General features: G+C 37.9%; 17 protein-coding genes. 2 read left to right on the forward strand and 15 right to left on the reverse strand.

Annotation, left to right across the window (positions count from 1 at the left end):
• Positions 1 to 15: 15 nt before the first annotated feature.
• The 13 genes from ACSFVZ_RS04265 to ACSFVZ_RS04325 all read right to left on the reverse strand — a co-directional run bounded on the left by ACSFVZ_RS04265 (position 16) and on the right by ACSFVZ_RS04325 (position 15,901).
• The gene (locus ACSFVZ_RS04265; RefSeq protein ID WP_435558190.1) at positions 16 to 1,473 is read right to left on the reverse strand and encodes a SpoIIE family protein phosphatase; all 1,458 of its coding nucleotides are present in this window, start codon (positions 1,471 to 1,473) and stop codon (positions 16 to 18) included.
• A gap of 8 nt (positions 1,474 to 1,481) precedes the next feature.
• The gene (locus ACSFVZ_RS04270; RefSeq protein ID WP_135924562.1) at positions 1,482 to 2,180 is read right to left on the reverse strand and encodes an AAA family ATPase; all 699 of its coding nucleotides are present in this window, start codon (positions 2,178 to 2,180) and stop codon (positions 1,482 to 1,484) included.
• Positions 2,177 to 4,246: an SLBB domain-containing protein gene (locus ACSFVZ_RS04275; RefSeq protein ID WP_435558191.1), complete on the reverse strand. Its 2,070-nt coding sequence runs from the start codon at positions 4,244 to 4,246 to the stop codon at positions 2,177 to 2,179. Before ACSFVZ_RS04275 ends, ACSFVZ_RS04270 begins: the two co-directional genes overlap by 4 nt.
• A gap of 4 nt (positions 4,247 to 4,250) precedes the next feature.
• Positions 4,251 to 5,105 (reverse strand): OmpA family protein, encoded by an 855-nt coding sequence (locus tag ACSFVZ_RS04280; protein ID WP_435558192.1) that lies wholly within the window; start codon positions 5,103 to 5,105, stop codon positions 4,251 to 4,253.
• Positions 5,106 to 5,113: 8 nt separating this feature from the next.
• Positions 5,114 to 5,434 (reverse strand): STAS domain-containing protein, encoded by a 321-nt coding sequence (locus ACSFVZ_RS04285; RefSeq protein WP_138557532.1) that lies wholly within the window; start codon positions 5,432 to 5,434, stop codon positions 5,114 to 5,116.
• 159 nt (positions 5,435 to 5,593) lie between these two features.
• On the reverse strand, positions 5,594 to 7,405 hold the full coding sequence (locus ACSFVZ_RS04290) for a sugar transferase (RefSeq protein ID WP_435558193.1): 1,812 nt from the start codon (positions 7,403 to 7,405) through the stop codon (positions 5,594 to 5,596).
• Between the two features lie 9 nt (positions 7,406 to 7,414).
• Positions 7,415 to 8,494 (reverse strand): glycosyltransferase, encoded by a 1,080-nt coding sequence (locus ACSFVZ_RS04295; RefSeq protein WP_435558194.1) that lies wholly within the window; start codon positions 8,492 to 8,494, stop codon positions 7,415 to 7,417.
• Complete coding sequence (locus ACSFVZ_RS04300; protein WP_135924576.1) at positions 8,491 to 9,966, reverse strand: GumC family protein; 1,476 nt, start codon at positions 9,964 to 9,966, stop codon at positions 8,491 to 8,493. Before ACSFVZ_RS04300 ends, ACSFVZ_RS04295 begins: the two co-directional genes overlap by 4 nt.
• 171 nt (positions 9,967 to 10,137) lie before the next feature.
• A complete protein-coding gene (locus tag ACSFVZ_RS04305) occupies positions 10,138 to 11,274 on the reverse strand; it encodes a glycosyltransferase (RefSeq protein WP_435558195.1) in 1,137 nt (378 codons plus the stop codon).
• Positions 11,271 to 11,981 carry an acyltransferase gene (locus ACSFVZ_RS04310; protein WP_435558196.1) on the reverse strand — a complete coding sequence of 237 codons (711 nt, stop codon included), beginning with the start codon at positions 11,979 to 11,981 and terminating at the stop codon, positions 11,271 to 11,273. Before ACSFVZ_RS04310 ends, ACSFVZ_RS04305 begins: the two co-directional genes overlap by 4 nt.
• Positions 11,974 to 13,338 (reverse strand): O-antigen ligase family protein, encoded by a 1,365-nt coding sequence (locus ACSFVZ_RS04315; protein ID WP_235382112.1) that lies wholly within the window; start codon positions 13,336 to 13,338, stop codon positions 11,974 to 11,976. The genes ACSFVZ_RS04310 and ACSFVZ_RS04315 overlap by 8 nt, the downstream gene beginning before the upstream one ends.
• Entirely contained in the window at positions 13,322 to 14,740 is a 1,419-nt protein-coding gene (locus ACSFVZ_RS04320) for a lipopolysaccharide biosynthesis protein (protein ID WP_435558197.1), read from the reverse strand. Before ACSFVZ_RS04320 ends, ACSFVZ_RS04315 begins: the two co-directional genes overlap by 17 nt.
• A gap of 9 nt (positions 14,741 to 14,749) precedes the next feature.
• Entirely contained in the window at positions 14,750 to 15,901 is a 1,152-nt protein-coding gene (locus ACSFVZ_RS04325; protein WP_135924587.1) for a glycosyltransferase, read from the reverse strand.
• Between the two features lie 223 nt (positions 15,902 to 16,124).
• Between ACSFVZ_RS04325 and ACSFVZ_RS04330 the strand changes: the two genes are divergently transcribed.
• Both ACSFVZ_RS04330 and ACSFVZ_RS04335 read left to right on the forward strand, forming a co-directional pair.
• The gene (locus ACSFVZ_RS04330) at positions 16,125 to 17,042 is read left to right on the forward strand and encodes a glycosyltransferase family 2 protein (protein WP_135924590.1); all 918 of its coding nucleotides are present in this window, start codon (positions 16,125 to 16,127) and stop codon (positions 17,040 to 17,042) included.
• Positions 17,039 to 17,440, forward strand: a complete 402-nt coding sequence (locus ACSFVZ_RS04335) for a response regulator (protein ID WP_135924592.1) — start codon at positions 17,039 to 17,041, stop codon at positions 17,438 to 17,440. The genes ACSFVZ_RS04330 and ACSFVZ_RS04335 overlap by 4 nt, the downstream gene beginning before the upstream one ends.
• Here ACSFVZ_RS04335 and ACSFVZ_RS04340 read toward each other — a convergent pair.
• Together ACSFVZ_RS04340 and ACSFVZ_RS04345 are read right to left on the reverse strand one after the other, a co-directional pair.
• On the reverse strand, positions 17,416 to 18,327 hold the full coding sequence (locus ACSFVZ_RS04340; protein WP_435558198.1) for an endonuclease/exonuclease/phosphatase family protein: 912 nt from the start codon (positions 18,325 to 18,327) through the stop codon (positions 17,416 to 17,418). The genes ACSFVZ_RS04335 and ACSFVZ_RS04340 overlap by 25 nt on opposite strands.
• A gap of 145 nt (positions 18,328 to 18,472) precedes the next feature.
• Positions 18,473 to 18,907 carry an acyl-CoA thioesterase gene (locus ACSFVZ_RS04345; protein WP_135924597.1) on the reverse strand — a complete coding sequence of 145 codons (435 nt, stop codon included), beginning with the start codon at positions 18,905 to 18,907 and terminating at the stop codon, positions 18,473 to 18,475.

Here is an 18,907-nt window from a genome sequence, read left to right on the forward strand (position 1 = left end):
TTGTAAACTCTATATTTAGTGTTTATTGATGACAATTAAAGACGCATCATCAACTTCGTCTGATAGTTTAACTTGGCTTGATTGCCAAAGCTTATATGCAAATTGTTCACTGTGAAGATCTTCGGCCGTTAAATTTGCTATGTGTTGACCCACCTCATTAAAATGTTGGTTGTCTAACCAGCCATCAGTAAATAGTAAAATATGCTCAACATCACTCAGGTCATATTGGTAATGTGAGTAGTGATGCTCATCACTTAAACCAAGTAAAGGGTCTGTTCCAGTTAACTGTATTAACTGCCCTTTTTTAGTAATAACACAAGGAGCAGGATGACCGGCATTGAACCAATGGAATGTGTTGTTTTCTATAAATGTTATTAATAAGGTCACTAAACTCGATTTACACAGTCGTTGTTCACAGAGTGCTGTGTTTAAGGTGCTAAGAACATTTTGTAAGGGGATCTCTGTGGCCAAACAGCCACTCAAAAAACCTTTGATGGCGAAGCTTTCTTTTAAAGCTGTAATGCCATGCCCCATCATATCTCCTAAGATAACTGGCTTTTGTGGCTGGTGGGGATATAAACAGAAATCGCCACCATTTTGTGAAATAATCGAGCCAAAATTATAGGCGGTATGATCTGTTAAACTACGCTGTGTTTGCATTCGCTCTTCGTTAATTAAATATTTTAACGCAGAGAATCGATGAACAATTCGTTCAATACTTTGTAGTAATCGAGTTTTTGTTACGGGTTTTACTAAGTAGTCATCAACCCCTAATAAATTTATCCGTTTAATAAGTTCATCACTATCATCTCCGGTTAGCATGACTACTGATAAATTTGTTTTAATATTTGACTGATTTAATTTTTTTAATAATGGCTCACTTGTGCCATTTTTTAGTTTATGGTCAAGCAACAAAATCGTTGCGCCCGATGTAAGTAGCTCTTGCCAACCTGACTCTATATCTTCACAGCAAATTACCTGAAAGTGGTCGCAAAGATAAGCATTTAGCAAAGCTAACTGAGATTTGTCATCATCGATATAAATCAGTGTTGGTCGTTTATCAATGTTTGATAAATGAAATGAAAAGGTATTTTTGTGCTTCTCTGATGTGTACTTAGCATTTGGGAAGTAGTGCTTAATAAGCGCTACACCCATACCACCTTCTACTAACTCACCACTTTCTAGATGCCAATCAGAGCTATGATTCTCAAACAAATTATAGCTTGGCATTGCATCAGTGAACTCTATAAGCAATTTATTTTTAGGTAATTTATACATTGAAAACTGCAGCTTTTTATCACTTTCCTCGCTATGACGTAGCAAGTTTGTTAGGTACTCAGTAGCGACCAAGCCGGCAGCATCAATATCTTGATTTTTAACACTTATAGCTGTTAATACATGTTTTAGAATATGGCGGATCTCACTAACAATAGGCCAATCTAATTGAAATGATCTTTGATATAAACAATCCATACAAGGCCTCAGTAAGGAACAAATAACCAACGTTGTTTTATCACTTTATTAATTAAAAAATTAGTGAGTGTTGGCCACTTTTGTTGGTATTTATTGAGTGTATTTAAAATACGACTACCAAGCGGTGCAAACTGATGTTGAGCAACAACAATTTTTATATTTTTTATCCCCGCATTGTTTAAATTTGCGACCCCGTGACACAGCGCCTCTTCATTGTTGTAACCAAGTGATACTGTCAAAAAGGTTAATTCAGTACACAGACTTAATGCATGCAGCGGCACATTACCTCGGTTACGTTTCAAGGCCGGGCTCATATCTAAAAAAATAAAATCGTACTCTTGCTTTATTCGTTCAATCGCATCATTGAGTACTGTTTTATTTTTTACCGATTCCAACTCTTTTAGGTGCTGCATGGTTAATAAATCAACATAATCAGTATTAATAATATTAAGCTGACAAGATATATCACTAAAACACCATGATTCTGCTTTTGTTTGCGAATTCAATTTAAAAGGGTTTAAAGGGTTCAAGTCGATAATTAGTACTCTTGAACCTTGTAAACTTAAACGTCTAGCAACACTTGCACACAATGACGTTGACCCTTCGTTGCCTGTTAAAGAAATAAAACAAATGCAACGTGCTTTAGCATTATCTATTTCGTTACACACAGCTTCTAGTTCTTGGTATTGCGCAGGAATTAATTTCATAAGCCCACCACTAAAGCTAGCACAGTTATAAAATCTAAGAAGTTTGATTTAAATTGACTCATTAAATCCTGCCCTTTATCAGGGACATAAAGTGTATCGCCCGCTCGTAGAACCGGTATGTAGGCTGAGTTAGGGTTTTTCACAAACTCTTCTAAATCAAATACTCTTGATTGCTCTTTGCAGCAAGAGTGGTTCACAACCACGATTTTGTCGATGAGTGCTGAACTTGATGGACCGCCTGCTTCTGCTAAAACATCAAGCACTGTCATGGTATCGTCAAAGCTATAGCGTCCTGGTTTTTCAACTGCGCCCATGATTCGAACAACTTGCTCTTTAGGTGTACGTAACCAGTCTTTGTTTTTTTCTGGGATATAAATGGTGTCGCCAGGTAACACATGGGGAAATAATGTTTCATCGCCGGTTTCAAAATACATTGCAAGGTTTAACCTGCTAACTTTAGCCGTATTACCATTACGGTGAGTAATACGAATATTACGTAGGTCTGCATTATCGGTCGGACCATCAGCTGCAGCCAAAATATCAATAAAGTGCATGTTGGTATTAAAAGCATATCGACCTGGTGAACCAACCTGCCCCATAATATAAATTGATTTTCCAGACTCTTGGCGGATCCATTGAGATTTATTGTCTGCAGGGTCAACCGGTAACTCTTCAACAATAATGGTGTCGCCAGCCATTAAATTTGGCAGTTCATATTTGCCCGAATCATTAATAGTGTATTGCTCTAAATCGAAACGTTTGGTCACCTCGCCGTTTCTCACAATTTTAATATCATTGATATTGGCACCCTTAGTTGGGCCGCCGGCATGAGCAAGTAAATCAGTAAAGTCCATTTCAGGGCTCCACTCATAACGGCCCGGAGATAAAATGGCACCGATAATTTTGATGGCACGTTTTGGGGGTACTTTTAACCAGCTTTTTTCGTTTTGATCGGTTTTCTCTGGTACAAAAATCACATCGCCTGGGTTAAGGCTTGGTACTTTTACTGTGACTATGCCTTCGCTGTAACCTTGTAAGTCAAATAAGATGCTTTCGCCTGCTGGAGTTAAGATTTTAATCTGACGAGTTTCAGCAAAGCGTGTTGGCCCCCCAGCATTAGCAAGAATATCTAAAAAGCTTGTATTTTCTGCGGCTTCATAGGCACCAGGCTTTTGTACCTCTCCCATGATGTACACAGTTCTTGATGTGGTATTAACATCATCGACCATAATTGGCACATAGATAGTAGAGCCCGCTTTGAGCTCTGGCATGGTATCGTTGCTTGGTTTATCTAAGTATGCTTTAAGATCAAATACCACTGGGGTTTTATCAACAATGACGCGAATTTTAGTTACATCAGCATAGTGAGTTACGCCCTCTGCACGCATTAATGCATCCAGCACACTCATATTTTCTTTAAAAGAGAAACTACCCGGGTTGTGCACTTCACCCAATAAAGTAATCGCACTGTTATCGCTCGCATCGCCAGAAGCACTTAATGTTTGAGCATCAAAATCAATTTGTACATTACCTAATAGCGGAGAAACAGGCACAAATACAGTATCAGCGCTTTGTAAGCTGGGAAGTAAATCTATGTTGCCTGAGTCTAGATACGCTTTATAGTTGAACTCTATAACTTCATTTGCACGGCGGATTTGTAAGCGGTCTAGTTGGGCGCCGGGTTTTAAGCCCCCAGCTCTGGCTATTACCATTTGAATGTTACCATCGTTTGGAATACTAACTTGTGAAGGTTCATTCACATAACCCATTACATTAATAAAGATATCGCGCGAATGTATTTCTACATAAAAATCATCCATTGCAACAAAGACTTCACTGAGTGATTTTTTGAGCTGTGCTTCAATTTCTTTAAGTTCTAAGCCCGCCACATTAAAACGACCCAGCTCAGGCAGTGTGATAGAGCCATCTTTATCTACCTCAAATGGTTGAGAAAAATCAGCTTCACCAGGTAAATAGACGAAAAGCTTATTGCCCACTTTGATTTCTTCAGCAGCCACTGAGGTTGCGAGAAAAATTAAACAAAGTAATAAAAGTAATTGTTTCATTGTATTACTCCTTAGGCCCGTTTAAGATTTTCGTCCAACTAGATAATGCAGGATGTTGCTCATTTGCTTTTTCATCACCCTTGTCGATAATAATCGCGTTTACACGTCTATCTGAATGGCGCTTAAAACTTGAATCAGGTTGTTCGCTGTAAGGCGATAAACTTCCTTGTGTTAAGGTGGTCATAGTTGCAGGGTTTACACCATAAACACCCAGCCAATGTTTCACTGTTTCGGCGCGTTTAAAAGCCAGTTCATAATTTGTTATTTGCTGACCACTAATATCAGCATGACCGACAAGCAATAACTCAACATTTTTCACTTGTTTAATTAGATCAGCAGCTTGTGCTAAGCGTGAGAGATACTTCGGCGTTACCTGAAAGTCGTTTAACGAAAATTGATTATCGCTATTCAAAAGCTCTGTGATCTGTTCTTTTAGAGAAACACTCATTGGCTCTTCTGCTTTTGTTGCTGCACCGCATTTAGTTAAAGCATTAACCGTCTCGAAGTGTTTAGTTAGTTGATTTAGTCCATGGTAATGAACGAGTAAATCATGCTCGGCATCAGACCACATTTTAGCCGCAATGAGTCGACGAATGCGGTTTTCGTATATCTGTGCTTTTAATAATTGAGCAGGCATACATTGTTGAATACCTTGTGCTTTTAGTAAATCAAGTTTGAGTACGTGATGTTCAAACTCACTAAGTACAATGGTTTCCTGTGTATCGTATATAAGCTCGTTTTGCTCATCGGTTAACGGGTAGTTCTGATATTTTTCAGCCCAGCCGCCTTGCCCTTCATCAGGCCAAGAAGCACATCCACCTAACGTGAGCAAAATTATGATAAAGAGTGTGTGCTTCATAACTCACCTCAAGCTATATCATTTTGTTCAATGAAAGGGATTGTTTTGTCTACTCTTAACAGACTCATTAACTTATGAGGCTGACCAGAGACATTAAGTAATGACAGCTTTTGGCCTTTCTTCTCAATGCGTTTATATAAAAAGACCATCGCACCTATACCAGATGAGTCGATAAAAGTTGTTTCACTAAAATCGAGTACAACGTTGGTTTGTTTACCTTGTGCTACTTCTTCGAATTGATCTTTAAAGCCGTCTACTGCAAGGCCCGAAAAATCATTTGGGAGTGTGATGTATTTACTGTCTGCAGATACTTTTGTGTTGTTAGCCATGATCTTCTACCTTTGTATTTGGTTAGTCATAGTTAACAGTACAACTACAGTGCCAGTTTATAACGCATTGATTTATATATTAATAAAGACTGGTTGATGCATAATGCAAACTTTTTTGATAGTAAAAATTGCATTATGCAACGTAATTTGCAGAACCTGTTATTGTCCTTTACCAGTGAAAACAACAAGTAAGGTTCGCAGGATAATTGATAATTCTAATTTTGCCCATGCAACAGGAGAAGACATACTCAATGAATAAGCGTAATCCCAACCTATCTTACTTCTGGCGTCTTCTATTGTTTCGTCGTATCCGTTCATTACTTGTGCAAGACCTGAGATACCCGGTTTCACCCCGTAAGTACGTTGACAAAAATAGGGAATATCTTTTTCCAGTTTGCCATAGAAAACTGGGCGTTCAGGTCGAGGGCCTATTAAAGACATCTCTCCTCTAAGAACATTAAAAAGTTGCGGAAGCTCGTCGATACGGGTTTTACGCATAAAACGGCCAACCGCTGTTATTCTTGGATCATCTTTACTTGCCCAAACTGCACCTGAGTGTGACTCAGCATCAACAACCATAGAGCGAAATTTATAAACGTAAAAAAGAGACACAAATTCATCTGAGCTTTCGCCCACTCTCAACTGTTTAAATATCACTGGGCCTTTTGAGGTAAGTTTAATTACAACAGCAGTTATTAAGCAGATTGGCCATACAAGAGTGAGAAGTGCTAGCGCGCCAACAATATCAATTGTGCGTTTTATTATTTTAACTAGCGTTTTGGTTGAGACCTTACGAATTGACCTAACCCGTTTCCAAGGTTTGTCAAAGTAGCCAAGTTCGTAGCGAATGATTCCCCACAATGCTAAGAAGTAGCTATTTAATATATAGTTGATCTTATCAATCAAAGGTATAGGTGTTGAAAGTTGGCAAGTTGCTTTGACTATATGTGTAATGTGTAAAGACGCTATAGCTGTTGCAAGAGCTTGTGCCCACAATGTGTGTGCAATAAATGCCTCAAAAATAATGCTGGCATAGATAAAGGCTAAAATAATAGGCATTACACCACGCAGAACTTTATGAGAAAAATAATTAAGAAAAGTCCAACCTAAACGAGGATTTAACAAAATCATTAAGGCTTTAATTTGTTGCCAATTTCCAGCGCCTAAACGTACGCGGCGGGTGTAATCATCGCTTTGTGAATCGCAATCACGTTCGTATATCACAACGTCTTCGTCAAGTACCGCCTTGCCCCCTTTGCCCAATACTTTCATTGATAAAACAAAATCGTCATTTATGGTGTTTTGTTCAAGTTCAAACGCATCGCTTGAGCGCATAGCGAACATAGCACCAGGGACACCAATAACAGCACCAAGGTTCGATTCTGATTTCTTAATTTGATTTTGGTAATGCCAATAAACCTTTTGTGACTCAGGTGCATCGTCATCCAATGTGTACACACCGGTTAAAATACTGATAGAGGGATTAACAAAATGCTCTACAACTTTATTAAGCACATCAATGCTTAATAAGGCACTGACATCGGTAAAAAGTAGAATATCGTTTTGATATTTTGCAATGCCCATCAGGGTATTTAAGCCTTGTACTTTCCCCATATTCTCATCGCGAATATGAAAAAAGCACTGTACTCCTTGGCTATGAAGCACTTGTTGAGCTTGCATTGCCTGTTCTATCGTGTTGTCTGTACAGCCATCAAAATAAACATGGATTGAATAGCGACTGTTATCATAAATTAATGAGGCTAGGTTATGGAGCTTCTCAGCAATGTGCTGCTGTTCATTGTAAGCGCACATTAAAATCGCAATTTTTGGTTGATACTTATCAGCACACTCTTGCTGTGTAGTTGGTTTTAACTTTCTTGAGGCAATCAGTTTTAACAAAATTGGGTAACCGATATGGTGATATATAACAACACACACCAAGGTAATAAATAGAAGCGTAACAAATGTCATACTAACCTCCTACATCAGCAGTGCTGAGTATAAATTATCGTATTTACTGCTCATTGTTCGTGCATCAGCAACCTTAATAGCATGGTGACGGATACAGAGTCCCCGCGGTAAAGTACAAGCTCTTTGAATTGCAGGAGCAAGTTGATTAAAGTCATTAACACTGACAAGTTCACCTTGCTCTGGAGTAACGACTTCATGAATGCCTCCCACATCACTGGCCACAATTGGAATACCACATGCCATTGCTTCAATTATTGAAAGTGGAAGGCCTTCGCGTTGAGAGTACAAACACATCACATCAATACTTGAATAAAATGCACGCATATCATGTACATTTCCCAAAAAATGAACCCGCGAAGTTAAGTGCAAGCTTCTTACCAAATTTAATAAATACTCTTTTTGGTCTCCATCTCCGGCAAATACCATATGAAAATCATCGGGTAAGTAGCGAAGTGAATGAATCATATCTTTATGACCCTTCCCTTCTATAAGTCTTGCTGCGCAGCCGATTAACCTAACATTATTTGGTAAGTTGAATTGTTCACGAGCTGCTTTAGCATCAATAGCCATAAAGTTTTCGCAATCTATGCCATTTAAAATAGTGCGCTCGGGGATAATCGCAGTTTTGGCTCTAAATTCGTCTGCAACAATGCGTGCGTCAGCAACCCAATATATATTAGTTAACGAATCTAATAACTTTGTAAAAGTGCGTTGCTTTGTATTAGTGAGGTACCATGCGTCATGTATTGTTGAAATATGCCGTACTGAACCTTGCGATAACGAACTTGCTATCCCCGCATAAATCAGTGGCCCAATGTGGTGGCTATGTATTATGTCAATATCATGCTCTTTGATTAGACTTTTGATTTTAGCTATAACAGATAAACTGATCCCTGGCTTTTTATCTAAACAAATGACGCGATGACTGAAAGGCTGAAGCTCAGGCCACTGTTCAAATGCAGTATTTCTATCCCCCTCAAGCGAAACAATAATACTTGAATGCTTAAATTGACTGTTTTGAAGCAGCGTTATTGCCATTTTTTCTAAGCCACCTACCTGTAAGTGTTGAACTAAATGCATAACATTCATGATTTTTCTCCTTCAATAATGCCGGTTATTTCCCCGTTATTGACGATAGGAAGTATTGTTACCACCTCAGTGTTAGTTAACTTTTCTATGGTTTGCGTGTCTTTTAAATGGCTATCACAAAGGGCTGCAACAAACACACTTGCACCACCTGTAAATATCCCTAAGATAAGTCCAACTATTGCAGTCATCATAATTGAGGTATTTATTGGTTGCGTTGGGCTATATGCGCGTTCAATTGTCTTAACTTTGTCAGGGCCTTCATATTTAACGAGCTTGCCAGTCACTTTGGCCATTTCGTAACGACTGAGCATATCTTTGTATAGTGATTGTTTTACTTCATAGTCACGCTCGAGTTTACGTAATTGCTTTTCAACATCACTGGTCACTAATAAACGATCGCTCACTAGCTTCACTTGCTCTTCTAACATGGCAAACTCTTGCTCTTGCTGTAGTAAGTTGTTGCGTGCCTCTTCAAGTGCTAACAGTTGAGAAACCAGTACACTTGATTCTTTGTTATCTTGAGAAGGTAAGGTATTCACTAACTGCCAAAGCTGATCGATATTTGTTGTACTTAACTGTTCGCTTTTCTCTAGTAATGCTTGTTGACGGCTTTTTAAATTAACGAGGGTACGTTTTTTCTCGATGATTTTGCTGTGCTTATCGGTATAGCGAGTGCGCAGCAAACTGAGTTCTGATTCTGTACGGATTATTTTTTCTTCTAAGTTTCCTAAAATAGGATTTGCTTGCCCTACTTTGCTTACCAGTGCGTTAAGCTTTGCTTTTGCACCAGATAGAGCAATCATTTTTTGTTGTTTTTCAGTTAGTAAGGTATCAAATGTTTGCCGGTTACTATGAAGCACGGCTGGTAAAGTATTACTGTTTTGACTTTTAAATTCTGCTAGTGCTTCTTCTGAAGCCTCTAATTCTTCACGTAGACTATCAAGTTGTATGTAGAAAAATTGCTCAGACGTATCCAGAGAAGCTTTAGTTGGAGCAAGTAAACGCTCTATAAATTTTTCAACGACCTTTTCAAGCACTGGCTTCATTTGTGCTTGGTTATGCCAAATAAAGTTGATGCGGACCAGCTCATCACCAATCAAAGATAAAGATAAAGCCTTAGACAACTGTTGATGTATTTCTTCAACCTGTTTATTGCTGGCATTTTCAGGGATTAATTGTGTTTCTTTCGCTACAGAGATAAGTACTTTGCGACTGATAACTAAGGTGCGTAACGCTGCAATACGATCTGATAATTGAAATGAGAAAGATAAGTCATCTAAATATGGGTTAAGTAGTGCAGATTCTTCGATTAAAATAGTTGCATGATTGCTGTATTGTTTTTGTGCAAATAAAGCAAGCACAATCACGACGAGTGGCACAATACAAAACGGGATTATAAAAAGCTTAATACGCGTGTATAGCGCATAAAGTCCTAAATATAGTAACCGTTTGATTTGCTCTTTTACTAACATGATTTACCTATTGCTTTGCATTTTGCAAAATGTTTGGGTTATTGATTGCAAATTGAAAATAAATAACCCTGATACATTCATTTAATTAGTAAGTTGCAGGTCTCGAGCCAAAATGCAAAAAGTTGCATGTTGTAGCTATACAAGATGCAGCTTTTAGGTTTTACGATTAAATCAGCAAAATCTTAGTTGTTTACAAACTAACGTGGCTTTTGCTTGCCAACTATGATTATTAGCTTGCTGAGATTGATTAGTTCGCCAGTTTAAGTTTTGCGATTTACTTAAGCTAACTGCATAGTCAATTCGATCGATAAAACCTTGAAGGGTGTCTGCTATTAAGATGGTCTCACGATAAGGATTAACCGCAGCAAAGCGTGTTGTGACGATTGGTGTGCCTGTGGCTATGTATTCTTTTAACTTGAGTGGATCACAAGATCTTATCTGCTCATTATCAACAAACGGTAAGATCGATACTTGCCAATGCTGTGAAAATGAAGCTAAGCGATGATGCTCTACAGCCTTTATATGAGTTACATTGTCCAACTTGAGTAGCTCTGAGAAATCTTCTATGAGGTGTCCTATTAACACTAATTGATACTCAGGCCTCTCTTTAGCAAGAGTCAACAATAAGGCTTTATCAAGCCAAGCATTTAAGGAGCCATAAAAACCAATCATTGGTTTGCTTATTTGCTCAAGTTCTCTGGCTTTTGCTGTTTGCGTAGTAAAAAGTGCTAAATCAACCCCATGAGAAAGCATTTTCACTTTGGATTTTGGCATTTTGTTGGCAAGTCGCTCGCTAACAACATAGATAGTATCTGCTTTTTTGATAAGTTCTCTTTCAAATGGCGCAACCATTTTATGATCAACACCAGCCAGTGCTGAGAAGTCATCACCACAATAGTAAATTACTTTATCTTGCTCTCTTGGAGAGATTAAACTAATTGCTGTTGGCACACTTAACCAATACACAATTGGCTCATCACCTATCAAACCTTTTTTATTAAAAATCCACTTATTATATAACCTTACAATAAGGTTATCGTGCCAAGGTAAAACAGCTAATGTGTGCGCTGTTAAATCTAAATTGAGGCTATGATCAGTTGTTTTAGCATTTGGGCTTGAGCGCTTTGATAAAAAAAGACTTTTTAATTTATTAAAAACTCGTTTCACATCAATCAAGCGAAATGTTGGTTTGCGCATCCCAATCGAGTTAATCCAAATAACCTGATGCTGTTTTGCTAGTTGTTTGAATAGATGCTGTGTACTACTTGGGTGACTTTGCCAATCTTCGCCGAATACAATAAATTTCATAGCGAATTCTTAAGCTGTTTAACAACTTTTGCTGGGTTACCGGCAACGATAGTGTTTGCAGGTACATCTTTAGTTACGACAGCGCTTGCTGCAACAATAGCCCCTTCACCGATTGTTACTCCTGCAAGTACAGTTGCACCAGTACCAATCCAAGCGCCTTGTTTAATGATGATATCGCCTACTTGGCACTCATCATCAGGCTCACCCTTTGCACGTCTTTGTGAATTTAATGGGTGACCAGGAAACCCTGCTAGAAACACCCTACCAGCAAGACGCACATCGTCCTCTAGAATGATATTACGCCCCACTGAAAATGCGTTTTGCCAGCCAATATCAACATTACTGCCAATCATAAGCTTAGGTGTGTATTCGCCCTGACTCCGCCCACAAAATGTTGTAATACCACTAATGCGCGTATTATCTTTACAACTAATTTCGAGTTTGCCTAATATTTGTGGCATTCCTGAATAAAGATATAAATTAGCTTTAGTGCCTTTAATTTGGCTTTTAAATAACGGTGTGTAATAAAAGATACGTGCCATCTCGCTAATAGTTGTGCTAATAAGTAAATGCAGTTTAAACAGCAAAGAATGTACACCCGGGATCACCCAAATTTGCGGATTGCGAATAGCTTTTGCAAATTGAAAAAGTGATTTTGCAAATGGGCTGTCACTTGATTTTAACCAATGTTTAAGTTGTTCACTCATGTGCGTTCTCCCGTTGTCTATCCATTACCAGCTTTTCTAAGGCAATTGTTAAAGCAAGGATTATATAAATAGGCCATGTAAATGCTTGAGTTAAAAAGGTTCCAGACACCATAAAGCCAATTAATCCGCCTTTTAACGCTTTCGCATTTACCGCTATTTTTTCATCATTTAACTGCGTATTTATCAAAAATACTCGGTTTAAACTGCGGTAAATACAGGCAATCACTAATATGAAAATGCATATGCCAACAATGCCTGTTTCACCTAAAACTTGAAACCATGTACTGTGTACTGCATGATTCTTGCCATCCCAATGGGGGCTGTAAAAATAGTAATTAACAACAAAATTATTAACCCCAACCCCCGTTAATGGGTTATGAATCGCCATATTGATCGCTGCTTGCCATGCATAGATACGGCCCATAGCAGATTCATCAACTCCGCCTTCATGTGACCCACCGCTTTGCCTATCAGCAATACCAGCAAACGCCACCATAGCAAGCATTCCAACAGCGCCAATACAGGCTACAACTACGGGGTTCTTAACTTTTTGATAAATAAAGAAGCTAATCACTGCTGCAATACCGAGTAGTCCGCCTCGACTTTGAGTCGCAATAACGCCGCTAATAGCAATCACTAAGCAAATTAATGCAATTATACGTCTGACTTTATGCGCACTTGTATCAAACACTTCTGCTGCTAAAAACGACACAGGGAACATCATTACCAATGACAAGTCATTGGGATCGCCTAATTGCGAACGCAGTTCACGTGAGATTGTCACGCGTGTCCCTTCAACTAAACCAATCCCATTCATTTTGTTACTCAGTGCCACTAAGGCTATGGCAGCACCAGAAATCATGATGCCAATTCTGACTGCATTAAAATGTTTAAGTGATGTCATCCACCAAGAAATTGCAAAGACCATTATGAGCACTTTAGTTAAAACGCCACTCCAGTACTCCATCGCAAGTCCACGATTAGACGCACTGAATACACACACGGTGAGCCAGACAAACCATAAAAAGAACACAAGGTGACTTGTTTGCCAGTGAGGCTTAAGTTTTTGAGAAATGAAAAGGTGCCAAACAATACCAAGCAACGATGCAAGTGCTAGCAGCTTTGGTATTTTAAAAGGCATTAATATTGGAAATGCCTCATGGAGTCTAAAGTAACTAAACAGGATGAATAATATAATAAATGCAACACTGACTTTTACCGCAGTGAAGGCAGCGAATGGCAGAAGCAACAAAGCAAATACAGCAATTGGCCCTACCGTTGCGTATGTCACTGCTACAGCAAAAGTAATTAAAATGCCATTAATTAAAAGCGTGTTTTGTTTATAGTAATTGAGCATAATCATGCCCCTTAACTAGCTTTTTAATGGCAGGTAAAAATAGTGACTTATATTGGAAGGCTAATCCGGTAATGTAAAAGACAAGAATAAGCCCTTTAGCTGTTAGTGAACTTTCAAATTGCAGTGTTACAAAGGTTATTGATACTAATGCAATCCAACTTGGGATAACAGCAAAAAAATCTAGCTGCAAAGGCTCAAGATGTTGACTCAAAATGTAAAAACACACTAATTTAAAGCTTTGCATGATAGCTAAAGCGGCTATGACGCCTTCAACTGCAAAACGTGGCACCAAGAAATACAGTAAAGTTAACCCTAAACATGCAGTTAGCAAATTAACAACAGATACATACACACCATTTTTATGCATGTAACAACCAATATTTAAAATGTCACTGTGATGTCTGATAGCAACAACTAATATTAGCAACACGAGCCATTCGTCATGCCCATGATAGTGAGCTGGTAATACAAAATTAAGTAATAAAGGCGCAATAATGGCCATTATAACGCACAATACAAGACCCGTATTCAGAGACAAAATAGCATACTGTTGATACTGTAATTTGTTTGTTTTGATAAGGTTAAAGCGTTTAGCAAACCACCATAGTCTAATTGGCTCAAAGGTGAATGAGGTTATAATTGCAAACTGAGCCGCGACATAATAATTAGCTAACAATTTTTCATCGAAGTAAGCAACAATGAACCAATTTTCTGCACCATTACCTGCATAAACAAACAACCCCGATGAAATTATAGAAAGTAAAAACACACCCTGAGATTTTTTGATTCGCCAACTAAACTCTGCGTAGCTAACTTTTATTGCATCAGCAATATCATGAACAGTGAAAGCTAAAATAATTAGGGTGCACACAACTCCTGAAATCATCACGCCGGTGATATTATAGCCAAGCACTAATAAAGTAATTGTTAAACAGGTTTGAATTAGTGCATGAGAAACGCTGTAAAAACAATACTTTTGCGCATGATCAAATAGTCGATAATAGGTATAAGGAATACTTAATATGGCTGCTAGCGCAAGATTTATTATTAATAACTTGAGATCTATCAGCTTGATATTGGCGGGTAATGCTTTGATGATATCTTCTGAAAAAACAAATCCAAAAAGAATGAACATTAGACAGAACAATAGAATTAAGATTAAAGCGTCACGGAACAATGCCATTTTTTCTTTAAAAGAATCATATTGTTGCTTTAGCAATAACTCAGGTAACCCTAATGAAACGACCAGAGAACATAATGCAGTCAGTGTTACTAGGAAGTTTAATTGACCAAACTCCTGTTGTTCTAAAAGGCGAGTTGTAATGGGTAAAAGTATAAAACCCATTCCTTTTACCGCAAAAATTGCACATGCAAAGTAGCCTATTTGCTTTAAGTTACTCATGGTCGTTCCTTATAAAGATTCAACCCATTGTGATAACCGTTCTGCCTGTTTTATTGCGTTATAGTTTAGATTTACATGTTGTTTAGCATTTTGACCTAGCATATAACGCTGATGAGGAGAGAGTTGGTGGAATTTAAATAGCATTTTACTGATAGCAGAAATGCTCCCAGGCATGCATTTCATTCCAACTTGGGGTGTGACAATTTCGTTTGCCCCCATTAAGGTGGTGGTGAGTACAGGTAAACCAGAGGCCATAGCTTCTTTTAACACTAACGGGCCTGTATCCCTATCACCGTTTTCTGCAATACAAAATGGTGCGATAAGAGCTGAATAGTAAATTAGGTTTTCGCTGACCCAATCATGTGGTTTTTCACCTAAAAACCGGACAGACTTTCTAATTCCTAACTCTTCAGCCATAAAGATTAAATCGTTCAACATAGGGCCATCACCAACAATATCAACAGTGATCCCAAGCTCTTTCGGAATTTGCCTCAAAGCAGGTAATAAAAACTGCAAACCTTTTTTTTCGACTAACCGCCCTATAAAAATTAGCCTGACGGACTCATTAAGTGATGTGGGGCTATGATTAAATTGACTGGTATCGATACCACAATGCAGTAACTTAACGTTACTGTCAGAAAAGCGCTTAAATTGCATAGCCATTTCTTCACAGACAGCTATCGAAAAATCACAAAATGCGAGTTTAGGTTTTAGATCAGCACTGTTTACATAAACATCATGTCCGTGGCCAATTGATGATACTGTTATATCAGCAAGTTTCGCTGCGACAATGCCATAAGCAAGTGGCCCATGCATAAAATGACAATGTAGATGATCAATCTTTGCCGCTTTTATATAACGTGCAATTTGATAACCGTACGCAAGTAATGATTGAGTTGAAATTGATTTAAATTGAGCTGCAGTGTGAGCTGCTTTTGCTAACTTATAAATATTTAGCATTGAAGGAAATATTGATTTAAACGCTGGTTTAGTGATTTTTTTCACTTCAATAGCGCTGGTTAAGTTAATCAACACACTGGTTTTTTCGAAGGTTAACACCGTCACCTTGTGCCCTGCGTTTAACAGCGCTTTTATTTCTGTTACAACAAAGGTTTCTGATGCAATCGGAAAGCTTGGGACTAATATAGCAATGTGCTTCATAAAAAAAACGCTCCTACAAAAACGGTTATAAGAGCTATGGCAAGTTCCATACCCGACAAAAAAGCCGCTAAATTCCCGAAATGAGATAAAAACATGCTTAGCATTTGCAAAATGCAACGCACAAAGAGAAAAGACTTAGTAATTTAACAGAAAATACAGATTTAAAGCTGGCGTCCAAATTGCGTATCCTTTAATACGTGAAGAAATGCTTTTGGAGCATATTATGAACAGCCAAGTCAGTATTATCATTCCAAACTACAACTGCTTGCAGTATTTAGATACTTGTATTAACAGCATTTATCAGCAAAAAAACGTTCAGTTCGAGATCATTATTGTCGATGATGGCTCCACTGATGGCAGTATCAACTACCTACAACGACTTGCCGCTGAAAAAAATGAAGTACGGATTTTTAGTCAACAACGAAAGGGCGTTGTTGCTGCTCGTAACCTTGCAATTACACAAGCAAAGTCAGAGTACTTAGCTTTTTTAGATGCCGATGATTATTGGTCTGCTGATAAGCTTGCTAGTCAACTTGCATTCCATCTAAAACATCCTGATTGTGTGTTAAGTTTTACTGACTATATGCATTTTAATGAACAGAACGAGGACATTATTGGTTGTTTCGACTATTGGCCTGAATTTAAATGCAATAAAGAAAGTAAAGATTTCCAATTACTTGAAAACCCAATCAGCCAAATGATCACCACCAATATTGTTGGTACATCATCAGTAATGGTTAAACGTTCAGCCATTGTTGATGTGGGTGGTTTTGACAATAAGTTAAGTAGCGCTACCGATTTAGATTGCTGGTTAAAATTAGCTAAACGAGGTTATGTTGCCTACTCAACACAGTGTGCAATGCACTATTTAATGCGCGCCAATTCTATTACAGCAAATAGAGAAAACCGTTTAGCGGCCATGGTCGAAATAATTAATCGTAACCAATCTGTTGTATCAAACAATGAACTTAAAAGAATCAAAGCGAGATTAAGTGAATGCTATGGTGAATTTTATAGGGAGCTTGGTTACTACTCAAAGGCATTAGCCTACTCTTACAAAGCGTTTTGGTTATTTCCACATAAACGAAATTTTAAACATGTTTTGTATGATTTAAGGCATTTACTTGGGGCTCAATCATGAAAACAACCATTGTAATCATTGATGATGATGAAGCTATATTACGTGCCCTATCGCGTTTACTATCACAAGACCATGTTGTTGTATGCTTTAGTGACCCATGTGCAGCGATCAAATATACAAAATTAAATAATGTAAACTTAGTTATATGTGATTTACTAATGCCAACGTTAAACGGTTTAACTGTACTTAAAGAAATTCGCCAGATCCAACCACATTGCTCGCGAATGCTACTTACAGGTTATGCTGAGTTAGAAGCAACTAAGCATGCGATATATAAAAACATTGCCAATATCATCACAGCAAAGCCATGGGATAATTTTGAGTTAACGATGGTAATCAATCTTTTGATAGAAAATAGCTTTCTACGCGCTAATCAATATGTCGAAAAAGAAAGTTGATAGCTTAGTAAATGGTGATCACTACCTTTGATGACTTGCGTGTGTACTCCAGAAAGTCGCGTTCCTTGGCTTACAATACAATTATCAATTGGTAAACCCGCTAACGAAATAGCCAATTTATTTTCAACAGCATACCAACTTGCATAGTTACGACCTTGCTGAGAACAACTGTTGTTATGATTTAAAAAATAACGTGACCAAGGCACAGTATTAAAATCCCCGGCTATAAACCAATGCCCTTTTAATTGAAGCATTTGTTGATCAACTTTCGATAAAAGATAATTTCTTTGCTCCCATAAAAGCTGATTTCTGGGTGATGGCGGATGCAGTAAAATTGTACTCACGACTGTATCTTTGAACAAAAAGTTAAGTTGTACAAAACCTAGTTTTGGGTTATCTAAATACTTAATTTGTTTCTGGATAATTGGATGTTTTGAGATAACAATAATTCCAAATGGCGCCCCTTCAACTTCAGCATAGCCAAATAAATGATAACGTCCTTTAAGTTCACTAAGTAGGTGACGCTGTGTATCATTAAATTCAAACAAAATGAGTATATCGTTGTCGCTATTAACTAGCTGAGTATTAATTATGTCGGTTAAGTATGGATTACTATAATGGACGTTTGCTTGCGCTATTTTTATATCACCTGGTTGAGAGTCAACTTGATTAAAATAATTGTAATGATGAAAGATCAGTACCGTACTAAACACCACGCACACAGCGCCCAATTTCTTAGCCTTATGAACACAAGCCATTGCAAACAGCAAGCTAAACGCAAGCAATTGCCCTCTTAATGAGGCGATAAGATCAAACCAATAGTTATCAACTTGGTTAAAAGCCAATATAAGTATGCAACTGTATAAAGTAAAAAGTATGAAATTCATCGATTCCCCCTTGCTGAATTTATAGTTGCATAATTCATTCCTTGCTGAGCTTTTATTCACCCCAAATATTGTATGATGTGTTCCTTATTATATAAATAATAAGTACCCATAGGTACTTATTACATTAAAAATATTTGTCGATTAATTAATCGAAACCGTTGATCATTTTTTCGCAAACAACCGGTGTTGGTCTATGGTTATCATCAACAGCTACAAACGTAAAGCTGCCAGAAATAGCCAAGTGCTTATCATCTTTATGCATTCTTTCTAAGAAAATCTCAACGTCTACTTTAAGGCTGGTATTACCTACATGTACAACTTTTGAAATAAGCTCAGCAAATGTTCCAGCAGGAATAGCTTCTTTAAAGTCCACACGGTCAGACGAAATCGTTACAAGTGGCTTTCTACAAAAACGCGTAGCAGCAATAAAAGCCACTTCATCCATCCAAGCAAGTGCATCACCACCAAATAAAGTATTATGGTGATTAGTACGGCCAGGAAAAACAGTTTTTGTTACTGATGTTGTTGAATCAGCAATACGCTTTGCAATAATAGCGTCACGATCGATTTGTTGTGTCAT

Source organism: Pseudoalteromonas nanhaiensis, from assembly GCF_051235485.1.
GTDB lineage: Bacteria > Pseudomonadota > Gammaproteobacteria > Enterobacterales > Alteromonadaceae > Pseudoalteromonas > Pseudoalteromonas lipolytica_C.